Raw genomic sequence first — 14316 nt, forward strand, 5'->3', positions numbered from 1 at the left:
GATTACCGGTTCAGGGCGCCACGCAACGTGGTGACCAGATCGGTCTGTTCCCAGGTGAAGTTGTCCAGAACCGGATCCGGCGCACGACCGAAATGGCCGTAAGCGGAGGTCGGAACATAGATCGGACGGTTCAGGCGCAGATGCTTGCGGATGCCGCGCGGGGAGAGGTCCACAACCTCGTTAAGGATCGCACCCAGACGGGCTTCGTCCACGTCCTTGCCCGTGCCGTCGAGGTCAACATAGACCGAGAGCGGCTTGGACACGCCGATGGCGTAGCTGAGCTGGATCGTGCAGCGGTCGGCAAGGCCGGCAGCCACGACGTTCTTGGCGAGGTAACGTGCGGCATAGGCTGCCGAACGGTCCACCTTCGTGGGATCCTTGCCGGAGAATGCGCCACCACCATGCGGGGCTGCGCCACCATAGGTGTCGACAATGATCTTGCGACCCGTCAGGCCGGCGTCGCCGTCCGGTCCGCCGATGACGAAGTTACCGGTCGGGTTCACGTAGAACTCGTCTTCCGGGCAGGTCCAGCCTTCCGGCAGGATGCCGTTGACCACGTCGCGCAGGGTTTCGCGGATCGTGTTCTGGCTCATGCCCTCGACATGCTGCGTGGAAATCACGACGGACGTGACGCCAACCGGCTTGCCATCGACATAACGCAGCGTGACCTGGCTCTTGGCATCCGGCAGAAGGCCGACCCCACGGGCGTCGCCGTTCTTGCGGTAGTCGCGGATGCGCTCGAGGATCGTCTGCGCGTAATACAGCGGCGCAGGCATCAGGTGTTCGGTTTCGCGCGTGGCGTAGCCGAACATGATGCCCTGGTCACCAGCGCCCTCGTCCTTGTCGCTGCCGCTGTCAACGCCTTGGGCGATGTCGGCGGACTGTGCGTGCAGGTAGGAGGTGATGTCGGCCTTCTTCCAGGAGAAACCTTCCTGGTCGTAGCCGATGTCCTTGATGGCTTCACGGGCACGGTCGATCAGCGTGTCCTCGACCTCTTTGGGGCCGCGGACTTCACCGGCCAGGATGACGCGGTTGGTGGTGACCAGCGTCTCACAGGCAACACGTGCTTCCGGATCGGCCTGCAGATAGGCGTCCAGAACGGTATCGGAAATGCGGTCCGCCACCTTGTCGGGATGGCCCTCGGAAACGGACTCGGACGTGAAAAGGAAATCGCCGTGATTGCGCACTCAGGGACCTCGCAGGGAATGAGTGGTGAGAAGGGCCACAGGGTGTCTTGGCAGACAGGCTGTGGCATTCAGGGAGGTGACGGCTTGGCGGAATTGGTCGCAAGGGTCAAGGGGCTGCATGGGGTCTGAACGCGGTTTTCTGCGGGAAAGTCCCGAAAACCGCCGTGAGATCACAAAAAAGAGAGCCGGCGCCCCCGTTTCATTTTTCAACGACACCGTCCATGCTGCGTTCGTGTTCCCGCGACCCTTGTTGCCCGTCACGGGTGCGGTCCCGGGAAAAACAGAGTTTGAGGCATTCGGAATGTCGAAGAAGTTTAACGGTAAAGTCTGTCTGGTCACCGGCGCGGGTGGCAATATCGGTCTTGCGACCGCCCTCCGTCTGGCAGAAGAGGGCACGGCCATCGCCCTTCTGGACATGAACCGCGAGGCGCTGGAAAAGGCGGAAGCCTCCGTCCGTGAAAAGGGCGTCGAAGCCCGCTCCTATGTCTGTGACGTCACGTCCGAAGAGGCCGTGATCGGGACGGTGGATAGCGTGGTCCGGGACTTCGGGAAGATCGACTTCCTGTTCAACAATGCCGGCTATCAGGGCGCCTTCGCCCCCGTGCAGGACTACCCGTCCGACGATTTCGCGCGCGTGCTGACGATCAACGTCACCGGTGCCTTCCACGTCCTCAAAGCCGTTTCGCGCCAGATGATCACGCAGAACTACGGGCGCATCGTCAACACCGCCAGCATGGCCGGTGTGAAGGGACCGCCAAACATGGCCGCCTATGGTGCGTCCAAGGGCGCCATCATCGCCCTGACCGAAACGGCCGCGCTTGACCTTGCCCCCTACAACATCCGTGTGAACGCCATCAGCCCCGGTTACATGGGGCCCGGTTTCATGTGGGAGCGTCAGGTCGAGCTTCAGGCCAAGGTCGGAAGCCAGTATTTCTCCACCGATCCCAAGGTCGTGGCCCAGCAGATGATCGGCAGCGTTCCGATGCGCCGCTATGGCGACATCAACGAGATCCCGGGCGTAGTAGCGTTCCTGCTGGGGGATGATTCCAGCTTCATGACGGGGGTGAACCTGCCGATTGCTGGCGGTTGATCGGGGGAGTCCGGGCTCTGCCCGGGCCCGGCAGGGATTTTAATCCCTGCACCCTGTTTTAAGTTAGCGTTTTAAGGCGTCGGCCATTGTGTAGAGGCCGGCGGGGCGTCCTGCGAGCCATCTTGCGGCCAGCAGGGCGCCTCTTGCGAAGACCCTGCGGTCCAGTGCGCGGTGCGACAGAGTGATCTGTTCGTCTGCGGCCATCAGAACGAGATCATGTTCGCCTACGATCTGTCCGCCGCGCAGGGAGGCGAATCCGATCGCGCCATCCGGACGTCGGCCGTTCTGGTCGGTCCGGGCCACGTCCTCGAAACTGACACCACGTCCTTCCGCCACAGCCCGGCCGATCGCCAGTGCCGTGCCGGACGGCGCGTCCAGCTTCTGGCGGTGATGAACTTCCAGAATTTCCGCATCATAATCCGGCAGCCCTGCACCAAGCTGACGGGCGAGCTCCAGAAACAGCGTCAGCGCCGGTGAGAAATTGGCGGCCTGAAGAACGGGAATATGCTGCGCCGCCGCGTTCACGGCATCCTGCGCGCCCTGATCGAGCCCCGTCGTCCCCAGAACCCAGGCGCATCCGGCCTGCGCAAAGGCTGCCGCATGGGCCGGAACGGTCGAAGCATGGCTGACATCGATCACGACATCGCAGTTTTTCGCGAGTGCGGCGGGATCGGTGGTGATGTTGCGCTGGGGGTCTGCTGTCCGGGAGAGGCCGCCGACGAGGGCAGAACCAGCCTCTTCGGCACAAAGCGTTCCAAGCCGGCCCGTAATGCCGGCGATACCAATACGGGGAGCAGAAATCAGGGTCATGGTCGGTCCATCAGAACGGAAAAATCAGGTGTTGGCGTCAAGCCGGGCATCGAAACGGGCACGGGCCGCCTCGATTTCGGGACGGTTCGACAGCGCCCACTGACCGAAAGCTTCGGTCAGCGTCCACAGCGATTCCCCGAGCGTCGTCAGCTCATAATCCACGCGCGGCGGAGTCGTCGGGGTGACGGTCCGCAGCACGAGAGCGTCGCGTTCCAGATTGCGCAGGGTCAGGGTCAGCATCCGCTGTGAAATCCCGTCAATCGCGCGGCGCAGTTCGCTGAAACGGTGCGGTCCGCGCCCGAGCGACTTGACGATCAGGATGCTCCACTTGTCCGTCGTGCGCGCCAGAATGGAGCGGATGACGGCACAGGCATCGCTGTTCTGCGCGCAGTCTGGCGGGGATGGAGACGGAGAGGTCTCGCTGACGCGAACATCCATGTGCCTATGGCTCCGGAATGTGCCTTCTTGCGGCGGGGTTCAAAGGTTCCTTATCTGGTGCTGGTTACGATCAGGAACCGGAAAGATCAAAATGAAACTTCTCCACATCGATTCCAGCATCCTCGGTGACAGCTCCGCCAGCCGTCACGTCAGTGCCGCCGCTGTCGCCCAGTTCCGCAAAAAGGATCCGTCCGTCGAGGTCATTTCCCTCGACCTCGCCAGCGATCCACTGCCGCATCTGGACGTCGAGGCGCTGTCCTGGCTCGGCAAGGATCTGACGCCGGATGTCTCTGGTCGTCCCGAACTGATCGCCGGCGCCAATGCCCTGAAGGACTTCAAGGCGGCCGACATCGTGGTCATCGGCGTGCCGATGTACAACCTGTCGATTCCCAGCCAGCTCAAGGCCTGGATTGATCGCATCATGGTGGCGGGCCAGACGTTCCGTTACACGTCCGGCGGCGGGATCGAAGGTCTGGCCAAGGGCAAGAAGGTCGTGCTGGCCGTGGCGCGTGGCGGCCTCTATGGCGAAGGCTCTCCGGCCGCATCCTTTGAGCATCAGCTCAGCTATCTGAAATCCGTCTTTGCCATGATCGGCATTACGGACCTCACCGTAATCGAGGCCGAGGGCTTGGCTACGAATGGTGGCGCCGACCGTGCCCGCATCCTGTCGGACGCGGAGCAGAAGGCCAGCGCGCTTTAATCAGTCCGTAACGCCGGTATCCGGTCCGAACGTCTCGTAACGCAGGCGCTCGGCCGGAACGCCGGCTGCCGGCAGGCCGTGCACCATGTCATGCATGAAGCCTGTCGGACCACACAGATAGGTCGAGACTCCGCCCGGCAGTTGCTCGGCCACCCAGGCGGCAGTCGGGTGACCGTCTTTCTCCGTCAGGCGCGTGACCACCCGGATGCGCCCTGCAGAATTGTGGGACAGCTCCGCCAGACGCTCCGCGAACGGCGCAGTCTCGGCGGAATGGGCGATCTGCACGACATGAACGGGCGTCGTGACACCGGGCTGGGCCAGCGCTTCCAGCATCCCGATCATCGGCGTGATACCAATTCCGGCGCAGACAAACGCCAGCGGCCCCTCGACCTTTTCCGGCAGCACGAAATTGCCGGCAGGCGGCGACAGCAGGACTTCCGTCCCTTCACATTTTCCGCTGTTCAGCCAGCCCGAAACCGCGCCGTTCGAAACATGGCGCACGCTGATACGATAGCCCTTCCGGTTCGGGCTGGACGTGATGCTGTAATTGCGGCGCGTGCGGCCACGGTCCGGAATGTCCAGATCAACGCCCAGATACTGCCCCGGAACGGCGCTGATGACCGGCTTGCCATCCACAGGCTCCAGCTCGAGCGACGTGACATTCGCGCATTCCGGCACGGCGCGGGCAATGCGAAACGGACGCCAGCCGGTCCAGCCGCCTTCGGCATGGGCGCTGCTGTCGTAAAGCTGGTGCTCACGGCCGATCAGGATATCCGCAAGCGCCCAGTAGGCCTTACCCCAGGCATCGAGGATTTCCGGCGTTGCGGCCTCTCCCAGAACGGACGAAATCGCGCCGAGCAGGGCCGTGGCGACATGCGGATAATGCTCCGGCTGGATTTCGAGGCTGGCGTGTTTCTGCGCGATCCGTTCGACCGCACTGCCCATCACACCCAGATTGTCGATGTTCTTCGCATAAGCCAGCACGGCCATGGCCAGCGCACGGGGCTGCGTGCCGGTGGACTGGTGCGTCGGGTCGAACATTTCCGCAATCGCGGGATCAGCCAGCAGGCGGCGGTACATTTCGGACGTGATCGTCACGCCATGGGCTTCGAGTGCCGGGATGGTCGCCTTGATGATGGCGATGGTCTCGGGCGTGAGGCTGCGGTCGGCGGAAGTGGACATGAGCGGTCCCCTTAAAGGTTTATTTGAAATACATCTTTAAAAACGTGACCTGCGCCTGTCAATCTGGCAGAGGAGTCGCCATGCGCCTGACACTGCACACCGATTACGCCCTGCGCGTGCTGATCCATCTTGGAGTTCACACGTCACACCGCGTCTCCATCCGCGAGATCGCGCAGGCCTATCGCATTTCCGAAAACCATCTGGTGAAGGTCGTGCACCGTCTGGGGCAGGGCGGTTTCGTCACGACCGTTCGCGGACGCGGTGGTGGGCTGGAGCTCGCGCGCCCGGCTTCAGAGATCAACGTGGGCGCGGTCGTCCGCTTCACGGAAGATGACATGACGCTGGTGGACTGCGAGGGCCGCAACAGCACGGACGGAACACCCTGCGTCCTGTCCCCTGCCTGCGTGCTGCGCGGCGTGCTGGGCGATGCACTGGGCGCGTTTCTGACAGTACTGGACCGCTACACGCTGGCCGATCTGCTGACAGGTCGCGAGGCTGCCCTGCTGGGCCTGAGCATTCCGGAAAACTGACATTTCCGGAATGTGAATGGACCCATCTGTGTCCCTGTGCGTCATCTCGGATGAGCGCAAAACAGGCACAGATCCGAGGAGCCTCTCATGAGCCAGCAGAATTTCCGCAGCATCCTGACCGGATCGTTCTCCACGCCATGCGATGACAACCCGACCGTCGCCATGATCGAGGCCGCGTACCGGCACCACGACATCGATGCGCGTTACATCAACTGTGACGTCAAGGCGGACGGTCTGAAGGACGCGGTCGCGGGTGCGCGGGCCATGGAGTGGGTCGGGTTCAACTGCTCCCTGCCGCACAAGGTTGCGGTGATCGAGCATCTGGACGAACTGGCGGAGTCCGCCCGGATTATCGGTGCGGTGAACTGCGTCTCCATCCGGGACGGGCGCCTGATCGGCGACAATACGGACGGGAAGGGCTTTCTGGCGTCCCTGAACAAGGTCGGGGATCCGTCCGGAAAGAAGGTCCTGCTTCTGGGCGCGGGCGGGGCTGCGCGTGCCATCGCCGTGGAACTGGGGCTCGTTTCCGCCGCCCATATCATGGTCATGAACCGCGATCCCAAAAAAGCCGAAACCATTGCTGCACTGGTGCGGGACAACACCTCCGCCAAAGCCGATGTTCAGGCATGGGACGGCGAGGCCAGCGTGCCGGAAGACGTGGACATCCTGATCAACGCCACGTCAATCGGTCTGGGGGATGCGGACGCCATGCCGCCGCTGAAGGTCGAGACCCTGCGCAAGGGCTTGATCGTCGCCGATGTCATTCCGAACCCGCCTGCTGCGGGAAGCAGAAAACAGGGGCTGCACCGTGCTGGACGGGCTCGGGATGCTGGTCAATCAGGGCGTGATCGGCGTGGAGCACTGGCTGGGCAGGACGTTGGACGCCGGGGTGATGGAGCAGACCCTGAAGGATATTTTCGGCGCGGCCTGACATGAAAAAACCCGGTGTCTCCGAAGAGAGCACCGGGTTTTTGCAGAGCTGAAAGATCAGCGGCCTTCGAAGAAGTCGCGGACCTTGGCGAAGAAGCCGCTGTTTTCGGGACTGCCCTTAGCGTGGTCGTCCCCGGCTTCCTTCTCGAATTCTTCGAGAAGTTCGCGCTGGCGCTTCGTCAGATGGCTCGGCGTTTCGACCGAAACCTGGATGTACATGTCTCCACGGGCCGAGGAGCGCAGGACCGAGAAGCCCTTGCCGCGCAGGCGGAACGTCTCGCCCGTCTGTGTGCCGGCAGGGATGCGGACCTTGCTGCGGCCACCATCCACAACCGGAACCTCGACTTCCGTACCAAGAGCCGCCTGCGTCATGCGCAGCGGAACGCGGCAGTAGATGTTCGCCCCGTCGCGCTGGAAAATGTCATGCGACAGGACGGAGATGTGGACATACAGATCACCCGGCTGCACGCCTTCGCCACCGGCCTCGCCCTTGCCAGCCATGCGGATGCGGGTGCCATCCTCGACGCCAGCCGGGATGTCGATGCTGATGGTTTCCGTCTTCGCTTCCGTGCCCGTACCGTGACAGACCTTGCACGGATTGGCGACGGTGCGTCCCGAACCGTGACAGGTCGGGCAGGGGCGCTCGACGAGGAAGAAGCCCTGCTGCGCACGAACCTTGCCCGCACCATGACAGGTGGGGCAGGTGCTGCTGCCAGCCTTCGGATCGGCCGAACCCGACCCATGACAGGCTTCACAGGTCACGCGCGTCCGGACTTCGACGTCCTTCGTCACGCCCGTGAAGGCTTCCATCAGCGTAATCTCGACCTGAACCTGGACATCCGCCCCGGTCCGGCGTCCACCATCACGACGGCCCCCCATCATGTCGCCGAACATCTGGTCGAAGATGTCGCCCAGACCGCCTGCACCGGCAAAGCCACCACCGAAGCCGCCGCCCATTCCGCCCATGCCACCTTCAAAGGCGTCATGGCCGTAGCGGTCATAGGCAGCCCGCTTCTGCTCGTCCTTCAGGACGTCATAGGCTTCATTGATTTCCTTGAACTTCTGCTCGGCGGCGTCATCACCCGGATTACGGTCGGGATGGTACCGCATGGCCTGTTTGCGGAAGGCTTTCTTCAGCTCGTCCTGCGAGGCCGTGCGGGAGACTTCAAGGGATTCGTAATAGTCGATTCTGGTGGCCATGTTCGGTCCTTGGGGCGGTCCTGAAGGCGGTCCCTGTGGAGGGCCGGAAAACAAGAATGGCGCCCACCCCCTTGCGGGAACGGGCGCCCTCGGAAAACAGGGTCAGACGGAGCGTTCAGCCCCGTCTGCGGATGTCACCCGATCAGTGCTTCTTGCTGTCGTCTTCGAGGTCTTCGAAGTCGGCATCAACGACGTTTTCGTCTTTCTTCTCGCCTTCCGGTGCAGCGCCACCTTCAGCGCCCTGACCAGCCTGGTACACACCCTGACCAACCTTCATGGCAGCCTGCGTCAGCTTCTCGCTGGCAGCCTTCAGGGTGTCGAGGTTTTCGCCACCCAGAGCTTCGCGGGCTTCGGCAATGGCTGCTTCAGCTTCGGACTTGTCAGCCGCCGGAACCTTGTCGCCACCTTCGGTGATGGACTTCTCGGTCTGGTGGATGAGGCTTTCCGTGCTGTTGCGCAGCTCGACCAGTTCACGCTTGGCCTTATCGGCAGAAGCGTTGGCTTCGGCGTCCTTGACCATGCGGTCGATGTCGGCATCAGACAGACCGCCAGAAGCCTGGATCTTGATCTGCTGTTCCTTGTTCGTGGCCTTGTCCTTGGCGGACACGTTCACGATGCCGTTGGCGTCGATGTCGAAGGTGACTTCGATCTGCGGCACGCCACGCGGTGCCGGAGCAATGCCCTGCAGGTCGAAGTTGCCCAGCAGCTTGTTGTCAGCCGCCATCTCACGCTCGCCCTGATAGACCTTGATGGTCACGGCGTTCTGGTTGTCTTCGGCCGTGGAGAAGGTCTGGCTCTTCTTGGTCGGGATCGTCGTGTTGCGGTCGATCAGACGGGTGAACACGCCACCCAGCGTCTCGATACCCAGCGACAGCGGCGTCACGTCAAGAAGCAGGACATCCTTGACGTCACCCTTCAGGACAGCGCCCTGAACAGCAGCACCGATGGCGACCACTTCGTCAGGGTTGACGTTGCGTGCCGGATCCTTGCCGAAGAATTCCTTAACCGTCTCAATGACCTTCGGCATACGGGTCATGCCGCCGACCAGGATGACTTCGTCGATCTCGTTGGCGGAGACGGACGCGTCCTTGATGGCTGCACGGCACGGGCCGAGCGTACGCTGGATCAGGTCATCAACCAGGCTTTCCAGCTTGGCGCGGGACAGCTTGACGACGAGGTGCTTCGGACCGGAAGCGTCAGCCGTGATGAACGGCAGGTTGATCTCGGTCTCCTTGGAGGAGGACAGCTCGATCTTGGCCTTCTCGGCCGCTTCCTTCAGGCGCTGCAGGGCGAGCTTGTCACCACGCAGGTCGATGCCCTGGTCCTTCTTGAACTCGTCAGCCAGGAACCCGATGATGCGGTTGTCGAAGTCTTCACCGCCCAGGAACGTGTCACCGTTCGTGGACTTCACTTCGATCACGCCGTCGGAGATCTCGAGGATGGAGACGTCGAACGTACCACCACCAAGGTCATACACGGCCACCGTGCCTGAATCGCGCTTGCCAAGGCCATAGGCGAGGGCTGCTGCGGTCGGCTCGTTGATGATGCGCAGGACTTCGAGGCCAGCGATCTTGCCGGCGTCACGGGTTGCCTGACGCTGGGCGTCGTTGAAGTAGGCCGGAACCGTGATGACAGCCTGAGAGACGGTCTCGCCAAGATAGCTCTCGGCGGTTTCCTTCATCTTACCCAGAACATAGGCTGCGATCTGCGACGGAGCATACTTCTCGCCACGTGCCTCGACCCATGCGTCGCCGTTGTCGCCACGGACGATGGCATACGGCACCATCTCCTTGTCCTTCTGAACGGTCGGATCGTCGTAACGACGGCCGATCAGACGCTTGACGGCATAAAGGGTGTTGGCCGGGTTGGTGACGGCCTGACGCTTCGCGGCCTGTCCGACGAGACGCTCACCGTTGTCGGTGAAGGCGACCATGGACGGCGTCGTGCGGGCGCCTTCGCTGTTTTCGATGACCTTGGTTTCGTCACCCTCGCGTACTGCGACGCAGGAGTTGGTGGTACCAAGGTCAATGCCAATGACTTTGCTCATGTAATATCAGTCCTCTCAGCGGTCCGTCCCGGCCCTGTGAGGCACCGGATCGGACCCTATTGACGTATCCAGACCCTCACGGGCCTGTGTTCCGACTACTGATCTAGGCAACGCCGCAAGGTGTTTCAAGCACTTGGACGACACATTTCGTCGAGAATGTTCGCTTCACGGGGCCGGAAGGGGAAGATGGCTGTTTCCGATACGGACATCCCCCTCTAGTAAGGTTGGGCCTTCCGCTTTGCCTGCCAATGGGACAGTCTTCACACAGCCATGCCGAATCATCCTTACTTTCGTGCCACGCTGATGGCTGCCCTGGCCGTTTTCTCCGTAACCGGTCTCTCCGCCTGTGGCCCGATGGGGCCCGGAAAACTGCGGAACGACCAGCTCGAATACTCCCGCGCGCTGGGGGATACCCAGAAGCACGAGATGCTGCTGAACATCGTCCGGCTGCGTTACGCCGATCCGCCGACATTCCTGGATACGACGCAGGTGATTGCGGGATACAGCGTTTCCAAGAGCATCAGCGGCGGCTTTTACGCCTATCCGGCGACGGCGGTCGGGAACTACCTGTTCGGCACGGGGACGATGTCGCTCGGGGAAAGCCCGACCTTCACCTATCAGCCGGTGACGGGCCAGCAATATGCCGAGAACGTGGTCCGGCCGATCTCACCGACGGTCATCATGCCGCTCAGCCTCGGCGGCCTGCCGATCGACACGCTGCTGCGTCTGACGGCACAGTCCATCGACGGCCTGTCCAATGTCCGCGGGCTTGGCGCTGGGCCGTCTGGTGGTGGTTCGGTCCGCTTTTATCTGCTTCTGCACGATCTGCGGCAGCTTCAGATCCAGGGGGCCATGACCATCCGGATCACAAGCGAGACTCCGACCCCGCCGGACAGCAAGAAAAACGACGGCAAGTCCGACAGCAATGGCAACGGGGGAAACAGCACGGGCACCGAGCGCTCCTATCTGGTCCTGACCTCGACATCGGACAGCAACCTTCTGGCGATCCAGGCGGAAGTACGTCGTCTGCTGCATCTCGATCCGGGGGCCGAGGAAGCCGAAATCGTCTATGGCCCGTATCCCAAGCACCCCGGCAAGCAGATCGCGATCCTGACGCGCTCTATGCTCGCGATGCTCACGCAGCTCGCCTACGAGGTCGAGGTGCCGGAAGACGACATCAAGAGCGGCCGTACGCCGCCCACGATCGGGCAGATCGGCATTGAGAACCGCCCGGAAGTCGTGATCCATTCGAGCCGGGAAGAACCGGACTCCCACTATGCCGCGGTCAGTTACAACAACACCTGGTTCTGGATCAGCGATCGCGATTTCCAGAGCAAACTGGCGTTTACGATGGTGCAGGTTCTGGCGGCCCTTGCGGCGACGAACCATACCGCAGGGGCGGTCGTAACAATCCCGGCCGGGTAATAAAGATAACGCGCATTTGAATTTGTTGAAGTGCAACCGTGTTATTACACGTTTTTGTTAGAATTATATTCAACAATATTGAAAAAGAACCGTAGCTTTCCTGAAAGTCTGGACTTACCGTCCGGACTTTCAGTTCTGGAGGCTTTCACCAATGCCGAATACTTATGGCAGCAGAACCCTGACCGAGTGGCTCACACTGGTCCTAGGGGTTGTCATCATTCTGGTGGGGCTGTTCTTCGTGATCGCCGGGGCCGACCTCGCGATGCTGGGCGGCTCTGTCTATTACGTCATCTGTGGCATTCCGCTGGTTGCCGGCGGTGTTTTCATGCTCATGGGACGGACGCTTGGCGCATTCCTGTATCTGGGTGCGCTGGCCTACACCTGGGTCTGGTCCCTGTGGGAAGTGGGCTTCAGCCCCGTTGACCTTCTGCCGCGCGATTTCGGCCCGACGCTGCTGGGCATCCTTGTCGCCCTCACCATCCCGGTTCTTCGCCGGATGGAAACCCGCCGTACCCTGAGGGGAACCGTCTGATGCGCAGATCCCATCTTCTCGCCACCGTTGCCTGTGCCACGCTGGCCTGCGCACCGCTGGCTGCCAATGCCCAGTTCGCCCCCGCAGGCAGCGGTGGCTCGCCGACCTCCTCCGTGCCGGGCCCCGGCAATGGCAGCGGCAATTCCTTCGAGCCGACTGAGAACACGCCGGCCGCGAAGAGCCGCTTTTCCGGCCCGTCCCCCTATGCGCCCCAGGCTCCGGGTGTGAACGCGGCCAACCTGCCGGATATCGGGTCCATGGATCCGAACGACGTTCCGCAGATGGCCCCGCAGCAGAGTGCCAGCCCCGCCTCCGGAGACTGGGCCGCCTACGGCCATGACGACAGTCAGATGCGCTATTCGCCGCTGTCCGAGATCACGCCGCAGAACGCCGATCAGCTCAAGGTCGCTTTCGTCTATCACACCGGCAGCTATCCGCGTCCGGGCCAGACGAACAAATGGGCTGCCGAAACCACCCCGATCAAGGTGGGTGACGGCCTCTACATGTGCTCGGCACAGAACGACATCATGAAGCTCGACCCGGCGACGGGTAAGGAGATCTGGCGTCACAACATCAACGAGAAATACGAAGCCATCCCCTACACCGCAGCGTGCAAGGGCGTGACGTATTTCACGTCGTCTCAGGTGCCCGAAGGCCAGCCCTGCCATAACCGTATCCTTGAAGGCACGCTCGACATGCGCCTGATCGCGGTTGATGCCGCGACCGGCAATCTGTGCGAAGGCTTCGGCAATGGCGGCCAGGTCAACCTGATGCAGGGTCTTGGCGAATCCGTCCCCGGCTTCGTCTCCATGACGACGCCGCCGCCGGTCGTGAACGGTGTGGTTGTGGTCAACCACGAAGTTCTCGACGGTCAGCGCCGCTGGGCTCCGTCGGGTGTGATCCGTGGCTATGATGCCGAGAGCGGCAAGTTCCTGTGGGCCTGGGACGTGAACCGCCCCAACGATCACAGCCAGCCGACCGGCAACAACCATTACAGCCGTGGTACGCCGAACTCCTGGGCTGCGATGACCGGCGACAATGCGCTGGGCCTCGTCTACGTCCCGACCGGCAACTCGGCTTCCGATTACTACAGTGCCCTGCGTAGCCCTGAAGAAAACAAGGTCTCGTCCGCAGTTGTCGCGCTTGACGTAAAGACGGGTTCGCCGCGCTGGGTCTTCCAGACCGTTCACAAGGACGTCTGGGACTATGACATCGGCTCGCAGGCCACCCTCATGGACATGCCCGGCCAGGATGGTCAGCCTGTTCCCGCACTCATCATGCCGACCAAGCGTGGCCAGACCTTCGTGCTCGACCGTCGTGACGGCAAGCCGATCCTGCCGGTCGAAGAGCGTCCCGCTCCGTCGCCGGGCGTGATCCCGGGCGATCCGCGTTCGCCGACGCAGCCCTGGTCCACGGGAATGCCGGCTCTGCGCGTGCCGGATCTGAAAGAGACGGATATGTGGGGCATGTCCCCCATCGACCAGCTCTTCTGCCGTATCAAGTTCCGCCGTGCGAACTATACGGGTGAGTTCACGCCACCGAGCGTCGACAAGCCCTGGATCGAGTATCCGGGCTATAACGGCGGCAGCGACTGGGGTTCCGTGTCCTATGACCCGCAGAGCGGCATCCTGATTGCGAACTGGAACATCACCCCGATGTACGACCAGCTCGTAACCCGCAAGAAGGCCGACGAACTTGGCCTGATGCCGATCGATGACCCGAACTACAAGCCGGGTGGCGGTGGCGCCGAAGGTAACGGCGCCATGGACGGCACGCCTTACGGTATCGTCGTGACCCCGTTCTGGGATCAGTACACGGGTATGATGTGCAACCGCCCGCCCTACGGCATGATCACGGCCATCGACATGGAGCACGGCCAGAAGGTGCTGTGGCAGCACCCGCTGGGAACGGCCCGCGCCAATGGTCCGTGGGGCCTGCCGACCGGTCTTCCCTGGGAAATCGGTACGCCGAATAATGGTGGCTCGGTCGTGACGGCCGGTGGCGTGGTGTTCATCGCGGCAGCTACGGATAACCAGATCCGTGCCATCGACGAGCACACCGGCAAGGTGGTCTGGAGCGCGGTCCTGCCGGGCGGCGGTCAGGCTAACCCGATGACCTACGAAGCCAATGGTCATCAGTACGTCGCCATCATGGCGGGTGGTCATCACTTCATGATGACGCCGGTCAGCGATCAGCTGGTGGTTTACGCACTGCCTGATCACAAGGGCTGAGAAAGCGGGGGCTG

General features: G+C 62.3%; 12 protein-coding genes and 1 pseudogene. 7 read left to right on the plus strand and 6 right to left on the minus strand.

What is annotated here, in order from left to right; translation table 11 throughout:
- Positions 1 to 2: 2 nt before the first annotated feature.
- On the minus strand, positions 3 to 1187 hold the full coding sequence (metK, locus tag GOX01_RS02880) for a methionine adenosyltransferase (protein ID WP_011252436.1): 1185 nt from the start codon (positions 1185 to 1187) through the stop codon (positions 3 to 5).
- A gap of 301 nt (positions 1188 to 1488) precedes the next feature.
- On the opposite strand from metK, the gene GOX01_RS02885 reads away from it, so the two are divergent.
- Positions 1489 to 2277, plus strand: a complete 789-nt coding sequence (locus GOX01_RS02885; RefSeq protein WP_011252435.1) for an SDR family NAD(P)-dependent oxidoreductase — start codon at positions 1489 to 1491, stop codon at positions 2275 to 2277.
- 63 nt (positions 2278 to 2340) lie between these two features.
- Here the strand turns inward: GOX01_RS02885 and dapB are convergent, their stop codons facing one another.
- The gene (gene dapB / locus GOX01_RS02890; protein WP_011252434.1) at positions 2341 to 3087 is read right to left on the minus strand and encodes a 4-hydroxy-tetrahydrodipicolinate reductase; all 747 of its coding nucleotides are present in this window, start codon (positions 3085 to 3087) and stop codon (positions 2341 to 2343) included.
- A gap of 24 nt (positions 3088 to 3111) precedes the next feature.
- Complete coding sequence (locus GOX01_RS02895) at positions 3112 to 3525, minus strand: winged helix-turn-helix transcriptional regulator (protein ID WP_062269581.1); 414 nt, start codon at positions 3523 to 3525, stop codon at positions 3112 to 3114.
- Between the two features lie 91 nt (positions 3526 to 3616).
- Between GOX01_RS02895 and GOX01_RS02900 the strand changes: the two genes are divergently transcribed.
- A complete protein-coding gene (locus GOX01_RS02900; protein WP_011252432.1) occupies positions 3617 to 4225 on the plus strand; it encodes an FMN-dependent NADH-azoreductase in 609 nt (202 codons plus the stop codon).
- Here the strand turns inward: GOX01_RS02900 and hmpA are convergent, their stop codons facing one another.
- Positions 4226 to 5407 carry an NO-inducible flavohemoprotein gene (hmpA, locus tag GOX01_RS02905; RefSeq protein ID WP_062269583.1) on the minus strand — a complete coding sequence of 394 codons (1182 nt, stop codon included), beginning with the start codon at positions 5405 to 5407 and terminating at the stop codon, positions 4226 to 4228.
- Positions 5408 to 5487: 80 nt separating this feature from the next.
- On the opposite strand from hmpA, the gene GOX01_RS02910 reads away from it, so the two are divergent.
- Positions 5488 to 5937, plus strand: coding sequence for an RrF2 family transcriptional regulator (locus GOX01_RS02910; protein ID WP_011252430.1), 450 nt, complete (start codon positions 5488 to 5490; stop codon positions 5935 to 5937).
- Positions 5938 to 6024: 87 nt separating this feature from the next.
- Positions 6025 to 6868 (plus strand): annotated as a pseudogene (locus GOX01_RS02915) (shikimate dehydrogenase family protein).
- 56 nt (positions 6869 to 6924) lie between these two features.
- Here the strand turns inward: GOX01_RS02915 and dnaJ are convergent.
- Positions 6925 to 8067, minus strand: coding sequence for a molecular chaperone DnaJ (gene dnaJ / locus GOX01_RS02920; protein WP_011252428.1), 1143 nt, complete (start codon positions 8065 to 8067; stop codon positions 6925 to 6927).
- Positions 8068 to 8209: 142 nt separating this feature from the next.
- The gene (gene dnaK / locus GOX01_RS02925; RefSeq protein ID WP_011252427.1) at positions 8210 to 10114 is read right to left on the minus strand and encodes a molecular chaperone DnaK; all 1905 of its coding nucleotides are present in this window, start codon (positions 10112 to 10114) and stop codon (positions 8210 to 8212) included.
- 270 nt (positions 10115 to 10384) lie between these two features.
- On the opposite strand from dnaK, the gene GOX01_RS02930 reads away from it, so the two are divergent.
- The 3 genes from GOX01_RS02930 (at position 10385) to GOX01_RS02940 (ending at position 14302) form a co-directional block, all read left to right on the plus strand.
- A complete protein-coding gene (locus tag GOX01_RS02930; protein WP_011252426.1) occupies positions 10385 to 11539 on the plus strand; it encodes a hypothetical protein in 1155 nt (384 codons plus the stop codon).
- Positions 11540 to 11690: 151 nt separating this feature from the next.
- A complete protein-coding gene (locus GOX01_RS02935; protein ID WP_011252425.1) occupies positions 11691 to 12071 on the plus strand; it encodes a glycerol dehydrogenase small subunit in 381 nt (126 codons plus the stop codon).
- Positions 12071 to 14302 (plus strand): pyrroloquinoline quinone-dependent dehydrogenase, encoded by a 2232-nt coding sequence (locus tag GOX01_RS02940; RefSeq protein ID WP_062269585.1) that lies wholly within the window; start codon positions 12071 to 12073, stop codon positions 14300 to 14302. Before GOX01_RS02935 ends, GOX01_RS02940 begins: the two co-directional genes overlap by 1 nt.
- Positions 14303 to 14316 lie beyond the last annotated feature (14 nt).

Origin of the sequence: Gluconobacter oxydans, from assembly GCF_006539685.1 — a bacterium.
Lineage (GTDB): Bacteria > Pseudomonadota > Alphaproteobacteria > Acetobacterales > Acetobacteraceae > Gluconobacter > Gluconobacter oxydans.

What these genes read in the sequence shown, in the direction of transcription:
- GOX01_RS02895 (WP_062269581.1), bottom strand. Translation starts at nt 3,525, where the DNA reads ATGGATGTTCGCGTCAGCGAGACCTCTCCGTCTCCATCCCCGCCAGAC.
- GOX01_RS02910 (WP_011252430.1), top strand. Translation starts at nt 5,488, where the DNA reads ATGCGCCTGACACTGCACACCGATTACGCCCTGCGCGTGCTGATCCAT.
- GOX01_RS02930 (WP_011252426.1), top strand. Translation starts at nt 10,385, where the DNA reads ATGCCGAATCATCCTTACTTTCGTGCCACGCTGATGGCTGCCCTGGCC.
- dnaK (WP_011252427.1), bottom strand. Translation starts at nt 10,114, where the DNA reads ATGAGCAAAGTCATTGGCATTGACCTTGGTACCACCAACTCCTGCGTC.
- dapB (WP_011252434.1), bottom strand. Translation starts at nt 3,087, where the DNA reads ATGACCCTGATTTCTGCTCCCCGTATTGGTATCGCCGGCATTACGGGC.
- hmpA (WP_062269583.1), bottom strand. Translation starts at nt 5,407, where the DNA reads ATGTCCACTTCCGCCGACCGCAGCCTCACGCCCGAGACCATCGCCATC.
- GOX01_RS02940 (WP_062269585.1), top strand. Translation starts at nt 12,071, where the DNA reads ATGCGCAGATCCCATCTTCTCGCCACCGTTGCCTGTGCCACGCTGGCC.
- GOX01_RS02900 (WP_011252432.1), top strand. Translation starts at nt 3,617, where the DNA reads ATGAAACTTCTCCACATCGATTCCAGCATCCTCGGTGACAGCTCCGCC.
- dnaJ (WP_011252428.1), bottom strand. Translation starts at nt 8,067, where the DNA reads ATGGCCACCAGAATCGACTATTACGAATCCCTTGAAGTCTCCCGCACG.
- GOX01_RS02935 (WP_011252425.1), top strand. Translation starts at nt 11,691, where the DNA reads ATGCCGAATACTTATGGCAGCAGAACCCTGACCGAGTGGCTCACACTG.
- GOX01_RS02885 (WP_011252435.1), top strand. Translation starts at nt 1,489, where the DNA reads ATGTCGAAGAAGTTTAACGGTAAAGTCTGTCTGGTCACCGGCGCGGGT.